8 protein-coding genes are annotated in these 18,263 nt (G+C 62.3%); 2 read left to right on the top strand and 6 right to left on the bottom strand.

All coding sequences use genetic code 11. The features are described from left to right. Nucleotides 1–121: 121 nt before the first annotated feature. The 5 genes from mscK to betI form a co-directional block, all read right to left on the bottom strand. Entirely contained in the window at nucleotides 122–3,439 is a 3,318-nt protein-coding gene (gene mscK, locus ACSSU5_RS09000; protein ID WP_492561026.1) for a mechanosensitive channel MscK, read from the bottom strand. A gap of 37 nt (nucleotides 3,440–3,476) precedes the next feature. Beyond that, nucleotides 3,477–5,219, bottom strand: coding sequence for a potassium/proton antiporter (locus ACSSU5_RS08995; protein ID WP_264311209.1), 1,743 nt, complete (start codon nucleotides 5,217–5,219; stop codon nucleotides 3,477–3,479). A 266-nt stretch (nucleotides 5,220–5,485) separates the two neighbouring features. After that, a complete protein-coding gene (gene betA, locus ACSSU5_RS08990; RefSeq protein WP_264311210.1) occupies nucleotides 5,486–7,183 on the bottom strand; it encodes a choline dehydrogenase in 1,698 nt (565 codons plus the stop codon). 76 nt (nucleotides 7,184–7,259) lie between these two features. Next, nucleotides 7,260–8,732 carry a betaine-aldehyde dehydrogenase gene (betB, locus tag ACSSU5_RS08985; protein ID WP_492561025.1) on the bottom strand — a complete coding sequence of 491 codons (1,473 nt, stop codon included), beginning with the start codon at nucleotides 8,730–8,732 and terminating at the stop codon, nucleotides 7,260–7,262. Between the two features lie 38 nt (nucleotides 8,733–8,770). Beyond that, a complete protein-coding gene (gene betI / locus ACSSU5_RS08980) occupies nucleotides 8,771–9,427 on the bottom strand; it encodes a transcriptional regulator BetI (RefSeq protein ID WP_264311212.1) in 657 nt (218 codons plus the stop codon). Between the two features lie 535 nt (nucleotides 9,428–9,962). Between betI and ACSSU5_RS08975 the strand changes: the two genes are divergently transcribed. Next, nucleotides 9,963–11,909 (top strand): BCCT family transporter, encoded by a 1,947-nt coding sequence (locus ACSSU5_RS08975; RefSeq protein ID WP_264314005.1) that lies wholly within the window; start codon nucleotides 9,963–9,965, stop codon nucleotides 11,907–11,909. A gap of 80 nt (nucleotides 11,910–11,989) precedes the next feature. On the opposite strand, the gene ACSSU5_RS08970 is transcribed toward ACSSU5_RS08975, so the two are convergent. Then, entirely contained in the window at nucleotides 11,990–13,411 is a 1,422-nt protein-coding gene (locus ACSSU5_RS08970) for a trypsin-like serine peptidase (RefSeq protein ID WP_492561024.1), read from the bottom strand. A 177-nt stretch (nucleotides 13,412–13,588) separates the two neighbouring features. On the opposite strand from ACSSU5_RS08970, the gene ACSSU5_RS08965 reads away from it, so the two are divergent. After that, entirely contained in the window at nucleotides 13,589–18,262 is a 4,674-nt protein-coding gene (locus ACSSU5_RS08965; protein ID WP_492561023.1) for a hypothetical protein, read from the top strand. The last annotated feature ends 1 nt before the right edge of the window (nucleotide 18,263 follow it).

Below are 18,263 nucleotides of genomic sequence, written 5' to 3'. Positions count from 1 at the left end.
CCCATCGCAGGCAAGCCAGCTCCCACGGTTACAGCGGTGAACGCTGTGGGAGCGGGCTTGCCCGCGAACGAGGGCACAGCCCTCGCAAGGATTTTGGACAGAATACGGTATTCGAGCCCATTTACACCGCTTGAGTGCCATCCGATTTCGGCTGTTCCTGGGCAATCAACTGCTGCTTGCCGCCCTTCGCGTCCATCAGGAACACCTCGACCTGGCGCACCGAGATCTTGATGTTGTGCGCCTTGAACTCGCGGTTGATGTAGCGGTTGATCTCGTCCAGCGTCGGGTTGCGGTCGCCCAGGTCACGCACGTGCATGCGCAATTCGTGGTCCAGCGAGCTTTCGCCGAAGTTGAGGAAGTACACGATAGGTTCCGGGTCTTTGAGCACCCGTGGGTTTTCGTGGGCGCCCTTGAGCAGCAGATCACGCACCAGGTCCAGGTCGGAGCCATAGTCGATGCCCAGCTTCAGGGTCACCCGGGTGACCGTGTCGGTCAGCGACCAGTTGATCAACTGGCCGGTGATGAAGGTCTTGTTAGGGACGATGATGTCCTTGCGGTCGAAGTCGGTGATGGTGGTGGCGCGGATGCGGATCTTGCTCACCGTGCCGGACAGGTTGCCGATGGTGATGGTGTCACCAATGCGCACCGGGCGCTCGAACAGGATCATGATGCCGGAGATGAAGTTGGCGAAGATCTCCTGCATGCCGAAGCCCAGGCCGACCGAAAGCGCCGCCACCAGCCACTGCAGCTTGTCCCAGCTCACCCCGAGGGTAGACAGGGTACTGACGATGCCGACACCGACGATGGTGTACGACAGCAGCGTGGTGGTGGCGTAGGCGCTGCCCTGGGCCAGGTTCAGGCGCGACAGCACCAGCACCTCCAGCAAGCCCGGCAAGTTGCCGGCCAGGGCGAAGGTGATGCCGACGATCACCAGCGCGCCGAGCAAATCGCCGAGGCTGATCGGCACCATGCTGGCGGCAGCGCCGGTGCCACTGGTGTATTCGTACAGGGTGAAGTTGTTGAGGTAGGCGAACACCGAGATCAGGTCAGACCATACCCAGTACAGGCCGGCAATGAAGCCGCCCAGCAAGGCCAGGCGGATCAGGCGCAGCGACTGCTGGTTGACCTGCTCGATGTCCAGCGTCGGCTCTTCGGTGATGACCTCGCCATCCAACCCTTCCTTGGCTGCTGCGCGTTTGCTGAGGGCACGTTGGTAGGCCAGGCGCCGCGCGGCCACAGACAGGCCACGCACGAAGGCCGCCTCGATCACCAGCCAGAACATCAGCAAGTACAGCGTGTAGATCAGCCGGTCGGTGAGCTTGAGTGCGGTGTAGTAATAGCCGAAGCACACCGCCACGAACAACGCGATCGGCAGGGCGGTGAACGCCACGCCTACCGCCCGGCGGAACAGCGAAGTGTCGCGATGCGCCGGGCTGCTTAGCAGCAAACGGCTGAGCAGCCAGGCCATCAGTGCGTAGCAGGTCAGCACCACGCCGATGCCGAGTACGTCATCGGCCAGGGCCGAGGGTTGATGCTCGGCCACGGCCACCACGCCGACCAGCGCCAGCACCACGGTGCCAAGCCTGCGCACCCAGCCGCGCAGGAACTCGACCTGGGGCTTGTGCCAGCGGAAGTGGATTTCCGCCACGCCACCGGGTGCCAGAATGCGGTAGGCGGTGTAGAACACCAGCCAGGCCTGGGCCAGTTGCCAGAGCGCCGCGCCAAGGTTGGCATTCTGCCCGCGGGCGTCAATCTGCAGGGCGTAGCTGCACAGGGCCAGGCCCAGGCTTACCGGCATCGCCAGGAGGATGTTGATCAGGATTGCCTGGGGCGTATGCCACTGGCTGTCACGGCGGAAGTGGCCGATGTCCTGGTGCACTTTGCCAAGTCGTTGATACAGGTACTTGCGGCGCCACAGCAGGCCGCCGATCACCAGCAGCAGCGGCAGGAACAGCAACGGCCGCTGGCTGAGGCCGTCGGCCAGTTCCTTGAGGCCCGAGCCCCAGGGCAGGCTGGCGACTTGGTCGGCAAATCGCTCAGGTACGTAGCGCAGCCAGTCCCAGTCCAGCGGCTTGTTGCTGGGGATCCAGAACATCTGCTCGTCGAGGGTGGTGCGCAGGCCCTGGGCCGTACCCAGCAGCTGCTTCTGGTTGAGCTGCAGGGTGATCGATTCGTTGAGCAGTGCCGAGAGTTCGCGGTTCAGGCGCTCCAGCAGGTCGGTGCGGGTGATCGCCACTTCCAGCAGGGCCTTGCGCAGCTGCGGGGTAACGTCTTCCGGTGGTTGATTGGCCAGCAGCTTGTCGACGTAGGTGACCGGGCTGCTCATCTGCTCGCGCTGCTGGTTGATCTCGAACTGGTACAGGCGGGTGTCGGCGATCTGGTCGGCCAGGTCGCGGTCGACCTTCAAGTGCGGCAGGGTCTGCTTCTGTTTGTAGAGGATCTTGGACAGCAGCAGGCTGCCCTTGAGCACGTTGATCTGCTCGTCCAGCGCCTGGTCGGCCTGGGTCAGGCTGTCGAGCTGTTGCTTGGTGCGCAGGTTCTGCTGGGTCAGCTCGTTGAGGCGGTCGGTGCTTTTGAGCAGGTAGTCGGAGAGCTTGAGGTTGATCGTGCTCTCCGTGGCCAACAGGCTGCTGCCGCCTACCTTTTGGGCTTCGATCGACTGCTGGGTGACGGCCTCCTGGGACTGGGCCAGGCGCTTGTCGTTGATCAGTGTCTGCAGGTCCTGGATTTCTTGTTCCAGGCGTGCGGCACGTTCGATCAGCAAGTCGTGACGGGCATTGCCAAGGTCTTGCAGCAGGCTGTTGCCGGCCAGTTCCTGACGGCGTAGCAGGGTCAATGCGTTGAGCGAGGCCAGCTCGGCGTTGAGCTGGTTGCGTTGGTCGGCGTTGAGGGCCTTGCCGTTGTCCTTGCCCGACTTGAGGCTGTTGTTGATCTGCTGGGTGCGGGCCTGGCTGTTGCTGATTTCGGCCTGAGCGCGCTCCGGGCGGGTCTGGGAGTTGATGATCAGGCTGTTGGCTTCAGACAGCGCCTTTTGCAGTTCACCTTGCAGAGTGCTGCGTTCGCTGAGCAGCTGCTCCAGCTGTGGCACCGTGAGGTTGGCGTAGCGCTGGGCGACTGGTTGCGGCTTGCTGTCCTTGAGCCTGGCCAGTTCTTTCTGGCTGTCGCTGGTCTCCTTTGGTGCGCTGGCCAGTTGCTGCTTGAGCGCGGCCAGCTTCTTCTCGCTGTCTTCCTTGTTGGCAAGCAGGCTCAGGGTCTGCTCCAGCACCTGCTGCAAGGCCTTCTGATCGGCCTCGGGCAGTTTGCGCTCGGCAATCTTGTCGAGGCTGTGCTGAATGCTGGCAGTGGTCGGCGCTTCGGCCGCGGCATTCGCAGCAGTGGCGAACGAGAGGGACAGGCACAGCCCGAACAGGGCTGTGCGAAGGTACACACGCAGGGACATAGGCAGACTACATTGTGGATCGGGGCAGAATCGGAGTTTAGAGGAACAATCCTGGTCCGGGTCGCGTTCCTTCGGGGAATCTGACGCCCACTTTCTGGACATTGTTCCCGTCCATGGTCGCCACGGTCCAGATCGTGCCATGCCATTCGACCTGGTCACCTACTACTGGAGCGCCTCCGACCTTCTGTCGGATGAACTGCGCCAGCGGCATTTTCGCGTCCAGGCCATCGAGTTTCAGGCCGTAAAGCGCAGCCACGGCGCCCAGCTCGGCGTCGCCTTCGAGCACGAAGTCGCCGAAGAAGCGCAGGTCCAGGCCGCGCTGCGGTGCCTGGCTGAACAGCTTGCCCAGCGCGGGCAGGTTATGTTCGTGGCCGATCACGCACAGCATGTCGCCGACTTCCAGCACGGTACTGCCCGATGGGTGCAACAGCTGCTCACCCCGGAACAGCGCGGCAATCCGCGTGCCTTCGGGCATCTTCAGCTCGCGCAAGGCGGCGCCGATGCACCATTTTTCGGCACCCAGGCGGTAAACGAACAGCTCCCATTCACTGGTGATGTGTACTTCCAGCGCGGAGCGCGAGATCGGCGCCGGGTCTGGCGGTACTGTGACCTTCAACAGCTTGGCCATCCACGGCAGGCTGGTGCCTTGCACCAGCAGCGATACCAGCACGATGAAGAACGCCAGGTTGAAGAACAGCTGCGCATCCGGCAGCCCGGCCATCAGCGGGAACACCGCCAGAATGATCGGTACCGCACCGCGCAGGCCAACCCAGGAAATAAAGCCCTTTTCGCGCCCGTGGAAGGCCTTGAACGGCAACAGTGCGGCAACCACCGACAGCGGCCGTGCGACCAGGATCATCCACAGCGCCAGGCCCAGGGCCGGCAGGGCGATCGGCAGCAGGTCATGCGGCGTGACCAGTAGGCCCAGCACCAGGAACATGCCGATCTGCGCCAGCCAGGCCATGCCGTCGAGCATGTGCAGGATGCCGTGGCGGCTGCGGATTGGTTTGTTGCCCAGTACCAGGCCGCACAAGTACACGGCCAGGAAGCCACTGCCATGCAGGGCGTTGGTCAACGAGAACACCACCAGGCCGCCCGCCACCACCAGGATCGGGTACAGGCCGCCGGCCAGGTTGATGCGGTTGACCAGTTGCAGCATCAGCCAGCCGCCACCCAGGCCCAGCAGGCCACCGATACCAAACTCGCGCAGCAGGTGGGTCAGCAGGCTCCAGTGCAGGCCGGTCTGGCCGCTGGCGATCATGTCGATCAGGGTGACGGTGAGGAACACTGCCATCGGGTCGTTGCTGCCCGACTCGATCTCCAGCGTGGCTGTGACCCGCTCGTTCAGGCCTTTGCCGCCGAGCAGCGAGAACACCGCCGCGGCGTCGGTGGAGCCGACGATGGCGCCGATCAGCAGGCCCTGGATCAGGCTCAGGTTGAACAACCAGGCAGCGACCAGGCCGGTGAGGGCGGTGGTGATCATCACGCCAACGGTGGCCAGCGACAAGGCCGGCCACAACGCCACGCGGAAACTGGCCACGCGGGTGCGCAGGCCGCCGTCGAGAAGGATCACCGCCAGTGCCAGGTTGCCCACCAGGTAGGCGGTCGGGTAGTTGTTGAAGATGATGCCGCCACCGTCCACGCCTGCGACCATGCCGACGGCGAGGATGATGACCAGAATTGGGATGCCCAGGCGTGAAGACAGAGAACTGACCAGGATACTTGCACCCACCAGCAATGCGCCGATCAGAAACAGGCTGTTGATGGTGCTGGCATCCAAAGGCAGTACTCCGGGAAACGCGGGGGAAGAGGACGTGGTAGCGTTGATGAACTAGCAGGTCGCGTGCCAATTGATTCTAACCTGATGAATTGGCAGCCTGTAAAGCGTTTCTGCAGATGTAGAAAAGGCACCGCGGTGGGTGCCTTTTCTATATTGCCAGGGTGGGCCTCTTCGCGGGGCAAGCCCGCTCCCACAGGAACCATGTAGCATCGAATGCTGTGGTATCCCTGTGGGAGCGGGCTTGCCCGCGAAAGGGCCGGTGCAGGTCAGGCCTGCTTCACTTCACGCATCGGCTTGCCTTTGACCGGCGCACCGTTGGCCACGTAGTACTTGGCAGTGCTGCGCGCCAGCGGCTTGCGGTTGCGGATCTTGTCCGAGATTTTCTCGGCGATCATGATCGTGGTGGCGTTGAGGTTGCCGGTGATGATGATCGGCATGATCGACGCATCGACCACGCGCAGGCCCTGCATGCCATGCACGCGGCCTTCGCCATCGACCACCGCCATGTCGTCGGTGCCCATCTTGCACGAGCAGGACGGGTGGAAGGCAGTTTCGGCGTGCTCGCGGATGAACTTGTCCAGTTGCTCGTCGGTTTGCACGTCGGCGCCTGGGCTGATCTCGCGACCACGGTATGGGTCCAGTGCCGGCTGGGCCATGATCTCGCGGGTCAGGCGGATGCCGTCGCGGAACTCTTGCCAATCCTGCTCGGTGGCCATGTAGTTGAACAGGATGCTTGGGTGCTGGCGTGGGTCTTTCGACTTGGCCTGGATGCGCCCACGGCTTGGCGAACGCATCGAACCCATGTGCGCCTGGAAGCCGTGTTCCTTCACGCCATTGGAGCCGTTGTAGTTAATCGCGACGGGCAGGAAGTGGTACTGGATGTTCGGCCACTCGAACTCAGGGCGGGTGCGGATGAAACCACCGGCCTCGAACTGGTTGCTGGCGCCGATGCCGGTGCCGTTGAACAGCCACTCGGCACCGATGGCCGGCTGGTTCCACCACAACAGCGACGGGTACAGCGACACCGGCTGGGTGCAGGCGTATTGCAGGTACAGCTCAAGGTGGTCCTGCAGGTTCTCGCCGACGCCTGGCAGGTCGTGCACGACCGGGATGTCGAGGCTTTCCAGCAGGGCACGCGGGCCGACGCCGGAACGCTGCAGCAACTGCGGCGAAGCAATGGCGCCGGAGCTGACGATGACTTCCTTGCGGGCACGGGCTTCGACGCGCTCTTCGCTGTCGCCGACCAGGTAGGTCACGCCAACGGCACGCTTACCGTCGAACAGCACACGGTCGCTCAGGGCGTGGGTGACGATGGTCAGGTTAGGGCGCTTTTTGGCCTGGTCCAGGTAGCCGCGCGCGGTGCTGGAGCGGCGACCTTTCTTGGTCACCGAACGGTCCATCGGGCCGAAGCCTTCCTGCTGGTAGCCGTTGAGGTCTTCGGTGCGCGGGTAACCGGCCTGCACGCCAGCCTCGACCATGGCGTGGAACAGCGGGTTGTTGCCAGCCTTGGGCGTGGCGACGCTGACTGGGCCTTCGCCGCCGTGGTAGTCGTTAGGGCCGATGTCGCGGGTTTCTGCCTTGCGGAAGTACGGCAGGCAGTCCAGGTAGGTCCAGTCTTCAAGGCCTGGCAGTTCTGCCCAGCCGTCGAAGTCCATGGCGTTACCGCGGATGTAGCACATGCCGTTGATCAGCGACGAGCCACCCAGGCCCTTGCCGCGGCCACACTCCATGCGGCGGCCGTCCATGTGCGGCTCCGGGTCGGTCTCGTAGGCCCAGTTGTAGCGGCGGCCTTGCAGCGGGAAGGCCAGGGCGGCTGGCATCTGGGTGCGGAAGTCGAAGCGGTAGTCGGGGCCACCGGCTTCGAGCAGCAGCACGGTGACGCTGGCATCTTCGGTCAGGCGGGTGGCCAGGGTGTTACCGGCGGAACCTGCGCCGACGATGATGTAATCGAATTCTTGGGACATTTAAGTACCCTCGTTTGGCGGTGATCAGGGAGCGGGAACGCCCGTGCGCGCTGGCACGGGCGTGACTACACGCGGTTTAGAAAACCGAGGTGTAGCCGCCCAGCTCGACCTGGACCGACTTGATGCGCGTGTATTGAGCCAGCGAGCTGACGCCGTTTTCACGGCCAACGCCCGACTGCTTGTAGCCACCGACCGGCATTTCGGCCGGCGATTCGCCCCAGGCATTGATCCAGCAGATGCCGGCTTCGAGCTTGTGGATGATGCGGTGGGCACGGGTGATGTCGTTGGTGCACACGCCCGCAGCCAGGCCGTACTCGGTGTCGTTGGCGCGGCGGATGACTTCTTCCTCGGTCTCGTAGCTGAGGATGCTCATTACCGGGCCGAAGATTTCTTCTTTGACGATGGTCATGTCTTCGGTGCAATCGGTGAATACGGTCGGGGCCACGAAGGCGCCCTTGGCGAAGTCACCCTCGGTCAGACGCTCGCCGCCGCACAGTACGCGGGCACCTTCTTCTTTACCCTTGGCGATGTAGCCCAGCACGCTTTCCATGTGCTGGAAGCTGACCAGCGGGCCGAAGTTGGTGTTTTCGTCTTCCGGGTTGCCGACACGGATGCGGGCAACGCGTTCGGCGATCTTGGCTTCGAAGGCGGCTTTCATCTCGGCAGGGATGAACACGCGGGTGCCGTTGGTGCAAACCTGACCGGAGCTGTAGAAGTTGGCCATCATGGCGATGTCGGCCGCCTTGTCCAGGTCGGCGTCGGCGCAGATGATCAGTGGCGACTTGCCGCCCAGTTCCATGGTGACTTCCTTGAGCGAGGAGCTCGAGGCGCTGGCCATGACTTTCTTGCCGGTGGTGGTGCCGCCGGTGAAGGAGACTTTTTCGATGCGCGGGTGCTCGGTCAGCCAGGTGCCGACTTCGCGGCCGCTGCCGGTCAGGACGTTGAACACGCCGTCTGGCAGGCCGGCTTCGGTGTAGATCTCGGCCAGCTTCAGGGTGGTCAGCGAGGTGACTTCCGAAGGCTTGAAGATCATCGCGTTGCCAGCGGCCAGGGCCGGGGCGGACTTCCACAGGGCGATCTGCACCGGGTAGTTCCAGGCGCCGATACCCACGGTCACACCCAGTGGTTCGCGACGGGTGTAGACAAAGGAGCTTTCACGCAGCGGGATCTGCTCGCCTTCGATGGCCGGGATCAGGCCTGCGTAGTATTCCAGCACGTCGGCGCCGGTGACGATGTCGACGTAGCGGGTTTCGGAATACGACTTGCCGGTGTCCAGGGTTTCCAGCTGGGCCAGCTCATCGTTGCGCTCGCGCAGGATGTCGACGGCGCGACGCAGGATCCGCGAACGCTGCATGGCGGTCATTGCGGCCCAGACTTTCTGGCCACGCTCGGCGCTTTCGACGGCTTTTTCGACGTCGGCCTGAGTGGCGCGCTGCACATGGGCGAGGACTTCGCCGGTAGCCGGGTTGATGGCTTCGAAGGTGGCGTCGGAGCCAGCGTCGACATAACCGCCATCAATGTAGAGTTTTTGCGTTCCGAAACGGGCCATAGTGTCCTCGCAAGTGCAGTGTGTGGTTGGCTATCGCGTCACGCGCCTGCCTGTTTGGCAATCGCCGTGCGCGGTTGTTCAGAGGCCTGGTTGGTAGTGCCCAGGGTCTGCTGTTTAGCCAGTTGTAGATCCATGTATTCGTAAGCGATGCGTATCGCTTGATCGGTGTCGAAAGCATCTCCCGACAGCGCGCCACGCAGCCACAGACCGTCGATCAGGGCCGCCAGCCCGCGGGCTGCCTTGCGCGCATGGTAAAGCGGCAAAACACGGCGGAACTGACAGCATAGGTTGGAGTACAAGCGGTGATCGTTGATCCGCTGCAACCTGTGCAAGTCGGGCTGGTGCATGCTGGAAGCCCAAAAGGCCAGCCAGGTTTTCATTGCCGGGCCGTTCACCTGGCTGGCATCGAAGTTGCCCTCGATGATCACTTTCAGGTGGGCACGCGGGCTGTCGTCCGTCAGTGCCTGACGCCGTGCTCTAACGCCTTCGTTGAGCATGTTCATGATGTAACCCATCGTCGCTGCGATCAGGCCGTTCTTGTCCCGAAAGTAGTGACTGATGATGCCGTTCGACACGCCGGCCAAACGGGCAATGAGCGCAATGCTGGCATCTCCCAGCCCCACCTGATCGACCGCTAGCAGGGTGGCTTCGATCAATTGCTGGCGGCGGATGGGTTGCATACCGACCTTGGGCATCTTGCATTCTCCTCAGGCCTGACAAGCAGACGACAAGCGGCTGACTCGGCGAAGGCCAGTCTATTTTGTTTTGATTGAACGTTCAATCAATAAAGAATAAGCTCTGCGACAATTTGTGCCATTGACAGTTTTTCAGGCTGTTTCGAGCGCACGGATTGACACCCCAGGAAATCGCGTAACCCCCGGAATACAAGGCGTTGACGGGCATGTGCGATGCGAAATGCAGATTCTGCCGAACGGTCATCGACCTGCGGCGGGCCCTTGGAGCGGGCGGGGTGCTCTGTGACGAATGCGCGCACCCCGGTGTTGGGCGCGGCATTGTTTGCAGACCACCTGTCTGTTTTTTTGCAACGTATCGATTCGGGATCACGGTTTCCAGGGTGCTTTTATAACACCTGACGCAGTGGGGGTATTCCACCAATTGCTCGGGAAAGATTGATTAGCCTCCATAAGCCGTACTGCCCGGAGCATTCGTGCAATGAGTTCTGCCTCCCTAACCAACCCCCCCGCCGAGAGGGTACGGGTCAATCGCGTGGTGTTCTTCACCTCCGCGCTGATGATCCTTGTTCTGACTGCCTTGTTGATCGCTGTACCCGATACCGCCGGCCAAGTGTTGGGCGTGGCCCAGAAGTGGCTGACGCGTACCTTCGGCTGGTACTACATGCTGGTGATCTGCAGTTACCTGCTGTTCGTCGTCTACATGGCGTTCTCCGACTTCGGCAAGCTTAAGCTTGGCGGCAAGGACGACCAGCCCGACTTCAGCTACGGCGCCTGGGCCGGCATGCTGTTCTCCTCCGGTATCGGTATTTCGCTGCTGTACTTCGGTGCCTCCGAGCCGTTGGACCACTATTTCAACCCGCCGGAAGGCACGCCTGCCAGCCTCGAGGCCGCGCGCCAGGGCCTGCAGCTGACCTTCCTGCACTGGGGCCTGCACGGCTGGGCGATCTACGCCCTGGTCGGCCTGGCCGTGGGTTACTTCGCCTATCGCCACAACCAGCCGCTGGCACTGCGCTCGGCGCTGTACCCGCTGGTGGGTGAGCGTTGGGTCAAGGGCGCTGCCGGCAATGCCGTGGACATCTTCGGCATGTTCGTCACCCTGCTGGGCCTGGTGACCAACCTGGGCATCGGCTCGATGCAGGTGTCCTCGGGCCTGGAATACCTGTTCGGCATGGACCACAGCAAGACCAACCTGCTGGTGGTCATTCTGGTCATGGCCGGGGTTGCCACCGTGGCGGCGGTGTCGGGCGTGGAGAACGGCATCCGCCGTCTGTCCAACCTGAACATCATGCTGTTCAGCGGCCTGCTGATCTTCGTGCTGCTGGGCGGCGAGACCCTGCACTTGCTCAACGGCCTGGTGCAGAACGTCGGCGACTACCTCAACGGCATCGTGCTCAAGACCTTCGACCTGTACGTCTACGAAGGCGAGGCCGGCAAGTCCGAGCGCTGGTTGGGCCTGTGGACCGTGTTCTACTGGGCCTGGTGGATTTCCTGGGGCCCGTTCGTCGGCATGTTCATTGCCCGTATCTCCAAGGGCCGCACCGTGCGCCAGTTGGTCATGGGCGTGTTGTTGATCCCGCTGGGCTTCACCCTGGCCTGGCTGTCGATCTTCGGCAACACCGCGTTGGACCTGGTGATCAACCAGGGCGCCGTAGAGCTGGGCAAGACGGCCCTTGAACAGCCGTCGATGTCGATCTACCAGCTGCTGGAATACTTCCCGGCCGCCAAGATCGTGATCGGTGTGGCGGTGTTCGTCGGCTTCGTGCTGTTCCTCACCCCAGCCGACTCCGGCGCGGTGATGATGGCCAACCTGTCGTGCAAAGGCGGCAAGGTAGACGAAGACGCCCCGCACTGGATGGTGGTGTTCTGGTCGGTGATCATCACCCTGGTCACCATCGGCCTGCTGTTTGCCGGCAACTTCGAAGCCATGCAGACCATGGTGGTGCTGGCGGGCCTGCCGTTCTCGGTGGTGCTGGTGCTGTTCATGTTCGGCTTGTACAAAGCCATGAAGCAGGACGTTGCGGTGGAACAAGAGCGCGCCGAGTTGGCCGCCCGTGGCCGCCGCGGTTTCAGCGAGCGCCTGAGCCAGCTTGACCTGCAGCCGACCCAGGCCGTGGTGCAGCGCTTCATGGACAAGCACGTTAGCCCGGCCTTGAAAGAAGCGGCCGAGCAGTTGCGTACTCTGGGCTTCGAGGTTGAAACCCGTGTGGGCCAGTCGCGCAACATGATGGGCCTGCGGGTGATGATGGAAGAGGGCAACCCCTTCGTCTATGAGGTTAGCCTGGACGGCTACCTGGCCGCGCCAAGCGAGGCGCCGGTGGAGGGCGCGCCGGAAGTGCAACAGCGCTTCTACCGTGCCGAGGTGTACCTGCACGACGGCAGCCAGGAGTACGACCTGATGGGCTTCGCGCCGGAGCAGATCGTGCGTGATGTGCTGGATCAGTTCGAAAGCCACCGCCAGTTACTGGGGCGCGTGTACAGCTGATTTCGGTGAGTGTATGAAAGGGCCAGACTCGAATGAGTCGGGCCCTTTTTTTTGCAGGTAGCTACCTGTACGGCTGTGGCTCAGGGAGTGGATACCTGTAACAGGTCGGTCTGGAACGCCGAACTTTGCATCAGCAGGTCGATGGCAACGCTGCAGATCTTCAACGGTAGCTGTGATGCTGGTATCACTCGCTGGGTGCCCGGCAGCAGGCGATAGCCGGCGTGATCATCACAGTCGGTTAGCTCTGGTGCACCGCGTTTGACCCGGTAGAAAACAACGTCGGGTGCTTTCAACCAGGTGACCCGGATGCTGCCGTCGGCAAGTGGCGCTGTGGTCACCTGTACTTGCGGCCTACCGGGTGGCAGTAGCTCGGTCATCAGGGTGAGGCTGTTGGCCATGAGTGCGGGTGACGACAGTTGTTCTGGGGACTGCACGCCGACGATACACAAGTAATGCGTACCGGGTTCGGGGCCGATAGGGTTTTCGATAACAGCCTCGCTCGAAGGAATGGTGCCGCTATAGCCGGTGGGGTCTTCACAGGCCAGGGCATCACGGGTGAGTTTGTAGCGGTAACGTGGCGTATCGATCAGAAAGGCGAAACCCCAGGTCGGCTGCTCAAGTGAGCCGTCAGCCAGTGTTCGCGCCTTGGTAAGGGTTTTGAAGGCGCTGTCTTGCCGTTGCACCAGCTGAAAGCCTGGGGACAATTGGCAGTCCTCCAGGTCGAGATCAGCTTTGCCTCCCGTGAAGCAACCTTGTACCCGCTGCACAGGCACCGCGCCGACGGCAGTGTCATGCAGGCTGGTGACCACACTGACCAGCCGCCCGGTGGCGGGGTCAACAACCGGGCTGCCCGAGGCGCCTTCGTCGATCCCTTTGCAATCGTTGCGCCTGACGTGGCGCATTACCCGGTTGTCCACCGTGTCCATCGCTTGGTAGTGCTCCGTGCACTGCGAGAGACGCAGGCCTTTGCCAACCGAAGAGGGCTCACCCACGACCTGTACCTCGCGGCCGGATGCCGGAGAAGCGCCAAGTTTGAGCGGTGTGATGCCTTTAGCCAACAGGTCTGCCAGCGTCGTGTCCAGTTCAAGTAATGCCAGGTCAGTGCCTTGCAGGCTGTTCCAGATCGTGCGTTTCAAGGCGACTGTATGACGTTGCTGCGTTGTGTCGGTGAAGTAGTTGAAGGCAACGCTGCCGCTGGCCGGCTGGTCTGCGAGGATTTTCCCGTTGTCGCCGCCTGTGCAATGGCCGGCGGTCAGCATGTAGGCGGGACCGCTGGCGTTGGCGGGCGTATCGCGGGTGTCGAGCAGGGTGCCAATGCACAGCCTGTTCTGCCACGAGAGCCGACCGACGCCGGTCCATTGAGCGCTCTCACCCTGGCCGTTGTACAAGGCCTGCGGCAGTGAGGGAAGGGATAATGTGCCCGCAGTGTCGCTGCTACTGGCATGTGCCAGCGTGCTGAACAGCACAAGGTAAAGGGTTGAGTATAAAGATCGTGCTTGCATGTCCTGCGTCCTCAGGTGTGGAGGCCGTAGGATCGGTGCGCTGCCGGGCAACCTGGCTGTACTCGGGTACTGCGGGCGCAGTGAGCGAGTGACACCTGTCTGTGCCTGCATTATGTAGCACCGGCGCTGCAAGGGTTCGCGCAAGGCTTCCGGTTCATCTATCAGGAGGCGTCAAGCATGACCCGTTCCGACACGTCGACATTCGACTTCAAGCGCGCCGCTGCTCTGCAGTTCGGCGACCGTCCCACCTTGCGCCAGGTCGTCAGTGATCAGTTGCTCAAGCTGTTGCTGATTGAACTACCGTGGTTGGCAGCTACCAAACCTGCCCTGGCGTCTGCCGACGCGCTGACGCTGGATAGCCCGGACCCTTCGACGCCTTATTGGACGACTCAGCCGCTGGTCGATCGGGTTTTGCAAGCCCTGCTCGAAACGCACGCAATCGACCTGGAGCCGCTAAACGGGCGTCACCACAACCTGGGCTTGGTCGACCCTTACCGATTCGCCGGCTCCAGCAGCAAGTTTGATACCCGGCAACTGACGGGTCTGACGGGCCCGCTCACTGAGCTGATCGAACAGCTGCCGCAGCACTTTTGCCAGGCTCAGCTCGACTACTGGCGCAGCTTGGGCAGCACCGGAGCAAGCCGCGATGAGTGGCTGCAACTGCTATTGAAGACAGCCCTCTTGCGTGGCCTGCCCCTGCAGGGGCTGGATGCTCAGGAGCAGGCCTGCATCCGCGGCCTGATTCGTGGTGGGCATGACCAACCGGCGGTGAGCTTTGTGCGAACCCAACTGACGGCGGGCACTAGGCAGTGGGATGAAATGCAGTGCCACTTGCTGGTGACCGGGGAGTGGGATGAGCGCCAGGTGGTGTTGTGGTGTGCGCCGTCTGGCAAGGTGCGCGGCTTTGCCTCGTTGGCGGCGTTTGCCCTGGCCCTGCGTGATGACCTGGCACAGCGTTACAGCTTCGACGGCATGTCCTGGCAGCGTTTTCCGGTGGAGGGCAATGTATTCGCTCAGCAGGTTGCACTGCTGCTCGACACCCTGTTCGTCAAGGTGGACCGCGTGCGCTACGGGCGCTTGGCCGATGTCGCGGCGCTTGAGGGGCTTTTCGCTCAATTGAGCAACCCGGCGCATTGGTTTGAAAGCTACCCCGACGATGCCCCGGCTGTAAGCCCACCTCCGGGCCTGCGGCGCGGCGCCAGCGGCAACAGTGTCGCTTACCATGCCGCCTTGCTACAGCTTGCGGTGGACCAGCTTGACGCCGAAAGTGTTGCCGCGCTGGACGGCATCCAGGGATTGACCGACTACACCCGCCAACGGCTGAGCGAGCAGATGCGTGTGGCCCATGGCGATGACACCTCCCCGGACGAACTGATGCTGGAGTTCTTCGTCGCCTACGGCGTGCCCGGAGGCGCTGCTGCAGGGGCGGGAGGGGGCGAAGCGTTGGTCCTTGAAGGCAAGAAGACCCTCACCGAGTTCGCGATAGGCAACCTCGGCACGCTCAAGGGCGCCTCGATCAGGCGCATTCGCCGCGCGAACGGGGAAGACGCACCCACGTGGCTGGATGCCGACGCAGCCAAGCGTTTGGTGAGCCAGATTGATGTGGGGGGTAACTATCCAGCTTACGTCGCCAGCCAGTTGGGCGACCCGCTGCAGCGTGTTCAACGCGTGAGGCGATTCGGACGGGAATGGCGCAGCGCCCTGCGGTTCAGTGCGCTAACCAGCAAGCTCGATGACAAAATCACTGAAGCGGGGCTGCAATGTGTCGTTGATTTCTGCGCAGGCCATCTTGACCCGGAAACCCCGCGGGTGTCCTTGATGCCGCTGGCGTTCAAGCGCCGGCCGAACGCTCAAGAACATGACCGGGTGCGCGACATGTATGTGCTGTTTTGCGCCGAGCCGCCGTTAGTGCTGTTGTATCGCCCGTTGTACCGGCAGGACACCCTGCGCGAGTATGCAAGCCTGGGCGCGTTGCTGGAGCATATTCAGCAGTCTCCCCTGTTGCAGGCGAGCATTCTGGATTGGCTGGACCCTCAGGTTCGCCATGTCTACGACCATGGCGGATTCAGCGAACCGCATCTCGCCAGTATCGGTATCGACCCCTTCAACCTGCCTGAGCGACCTAAGCCCCCGGTCATCGCTGCGCAGCTCTGGTCGGGCGACCTGGACGACAAGCTTTACAACGCCAACCGCGACCTGCTGGTAGATCTGGCGGACCTGCAATCCACTTCCAATGCCGAACGGCGTTGGGAAGTCCTGTGCCAAGGCGCCTGGTTGCTGTTCGATGTCGTTACTCTGGTGTTGCGCGGTCCGGTGGCCAGCGTCGCGTGGCTGGTGCAACTGCTGACATCGTTGGAAAACGATCTGCTGGCACTTGAACAGGGTGAAGCGTTTGACCGGTCCGCCGCTACCGCAGACCTGTTACTGAACCTGGGGATGGCATTGCTGCATGCGCGCCAACCGAGTATCGAGCCTGGCATGGTCGGCCAGCTTCCCGACGCTGCTGCATTCGAAGGCCCTGCAGCACAGCGCGGCGCATTTGCCGAAGTCTCGGTGACGCCCGCCAACCAAGGGACGGCGGCGGTTGGTGCGCTGGCAACGTTGCCAGCGCGTCAGCTGGACTTCGCCTGGCGCGGCAACCATGGGTTCAACTGGCTGCCGCCTGCGCAGCGCAAGGCGTTGCGGGCCATGCGCGTGGATGTTTCGCTGGACGCGTCGAATCTGCAGGCTACAGGCGATGCGGCAGGCCTGCACCGGGTTGACGGGCGTCTGTACGCGAACATGAACGGTGATGTTTACCCGGTCGAAGTGGTCGCGCAGGGTGTTCGAGTCATCGACGGCAAAGGTGGGTACGGGCCCTGGTTGACCTCGACGCTAGGGATCTGGCGAGTAGACATGACACTTCGCCTGGCTGGCGGAATGCGGCGAGGTGGCACGCGGGCAAAGCTGGCCCGTCGCTTCGATACCCTGCGCATTTCTGCCGACACCCTTAATCAGCAGGTCAATACGGCAACGGCTCAGTTTTCAGCGGTTGGGGCTGAAGTCACGAAACTGGTAGGCAACGTCACCCAGCTCAAGGCCTTGCGCGCAAGGGAACAGACCAAGCTGGACTCGGGTGCCACCGACGTTCAGCCGGATGTCTCCCGAGGCCTCATTGAGCAGTACGACGCACGCATCGCCGAGTGGGAGGCAAAAATCGCCAGCAAGCGTGAAGAGGCGGTCAGCCACCTTGAGAGCGCTGTTCAGAAGGACAAAGAAATACTGAGCATGCTCGAGACCCTGTTCGAACCCAAGTACGCCAGCGCTCGGCAGGAGTGGGAAGAGGTCATGTCAACGCAGAAGCGCACCGTTCAGATCAATCAGATTCGCAACAACGATTTTATCCTCAACGAATTATGGGCACTGGCGGATTACCCAGGGCTGGTTGAAGTGCAAGTGAAACTCGATGGCCAGCCGGTGCAGCAGGTGCTTGAACTCTATGGGCAGTTCCGTCGCAAGCTAGAAACCCTAGTGGCACTTCAAGATCGCATGCTGATTGCCTATGAGCGTCTTGACGCGCTACTGGCTGATGCGCCAGGTAATCTGGTAATTAGCGGTCCCGTCGAGGCGCCCCCTCCCACCGTTGACGAGCTCATTTCAAAGCGCACCTTCAGCACGGTTCAGTTTCGTTTCCATCAGGCGTTGAACCTTGCCGACCTGGCGCTGCACCTGGACGCCAAGACCGAACAGCGCAAAGTTGCCGTGTACAGGGAAGAGCTCTCGGGGCTCGTACTGCGCAATGCGGCGGGCGCCCATGGTGAACTGGACTTCTCCAACCTCCCGGCTGAGGACCGGGTGGCCATCCTCCAGGAGGCCTGGGATGAATACGCCGAGGCGCTGGTCAACAGCGCACGGATCAGCAAAGAAGGTGGGGCGCTGGTCGAAGTCACGATGATCGACCGTTACCGTGACCAGCTGGAAAAACTCAAACGCGATGCCGGCCTTCGCCTGGTTGAAGCGATCAAGGAGCAAGAGGGCGCAAGCGTTCCCCCAAAGCACTCCCCTTACAGCGTTTCAAGCGAATCACAACGTGCGGTACGCAACGCCGAAGGGCAGACACTCATCGGCACCGAGCGCGAGGTGGATGGGAAACGGGTGCTTGAAGTGCGTGAATCATTCACCCGCACCGTACTGGCTGACTTCGTCTGGGAAGGGGGCCAGTGGCGCGAGCGTGCGACTGAGCCGGTTTCGATCGAATCGCCGAGTCAATCAACCGATACGGTCATGCGCGTGCAGACTTTGCTGGAGGAGAACGACGAGCTCGTCCTCAAGGCGCAAGCGTACATTGATAACGACCTCAATGGCCCCCGGCTGGCACGGCTGTTCGAGCGCCAGATAAACAAGCTTGGCCGCGAGGCGACGACGCTGGGTGACGAGGGCGCCAACCCTGCCTTGATCAGACGCCTGGAAGCCGCCTCAGACCGGCTGCGCTCGGAAATGAACCTCAAACTGACGACGCTCTATACCAACACGCACTACCCGAGCGCCGAAGCACTGCGGTTCCTGCATGATCAGAAGCTACTCAAGGTGGAATATGTCGGCCCCAGGCAAGTCATGGGCAATGGCAGTACCTTCGACGAGTACAAGATCATGCGCCTGGCGCAGCCTGGCGCGACGTCGGGGCGGCCGTTGTGGGTTGCGCATTTCCACATGCGCTCGGCTGATGCGTTGGCGCGGGACTTTACCCAGGGCCATCTGAAAACCTGGAGCCAGCGCCGCATGAGTGGTCGCGAGGAGGCTGCCGCGAGCGTTCGTGTGCACCGCGGGAAACTGACCCTGGAGCAGGCGAGCGGCATTATCCCGTTCGACTGAT

It is taken from the genome of Pseudomonas sp. E1MeOHC2 (assembly GCF_058745025.1).
This window is presented reverse-complemented; position numbering and strand designations above follow the sequence as displayed.

Bases quoted from the DNA above. Each gene is read 5' to 3' on its own strand.
- ACSSU5_RS08970 (WP_492561024.1), bottom strand. From the start codon at position 13,411: ATGCAAGCACGATCTTTATACTCAACCCTTTACCTTGTGCTGTTCAGC.
- betB (WP_492561025.1), bottom strand. From the start codon at position 8,732: ATGGCCCGTTTCGGAACGCAAAAACTCTACATTGATGGCGGTTATGTC.
- ACSSU5_RS08965 (WP_492561023.1), top strand. From the start codon at position 13,589: ATGACCCGTTCCGACACGTCGACATTCGACTTCAAGCGCGCCGCTGCT.
- betA (WP_264311210.1), bottom strand. From the start codon at position 7,183: ATGTCCCAAGAATTCGATTACATCATCGTCGGCGCAGGTTCCGCCGGT.
- betI (WP_264311212.1), bottom strand. From the start codon at position 9,427: ATGCCCAAGGTCGGTATGCAACCCATCCGCCGCCAGCAATTGATCGAA.
- mscK (WP_492561026.1), bottom strand. From the start codon at position 3,439: ATGTCCCTGCGTGTGTACCTTCGCACAGCCCTGTTCGGGCTGTGCCTG.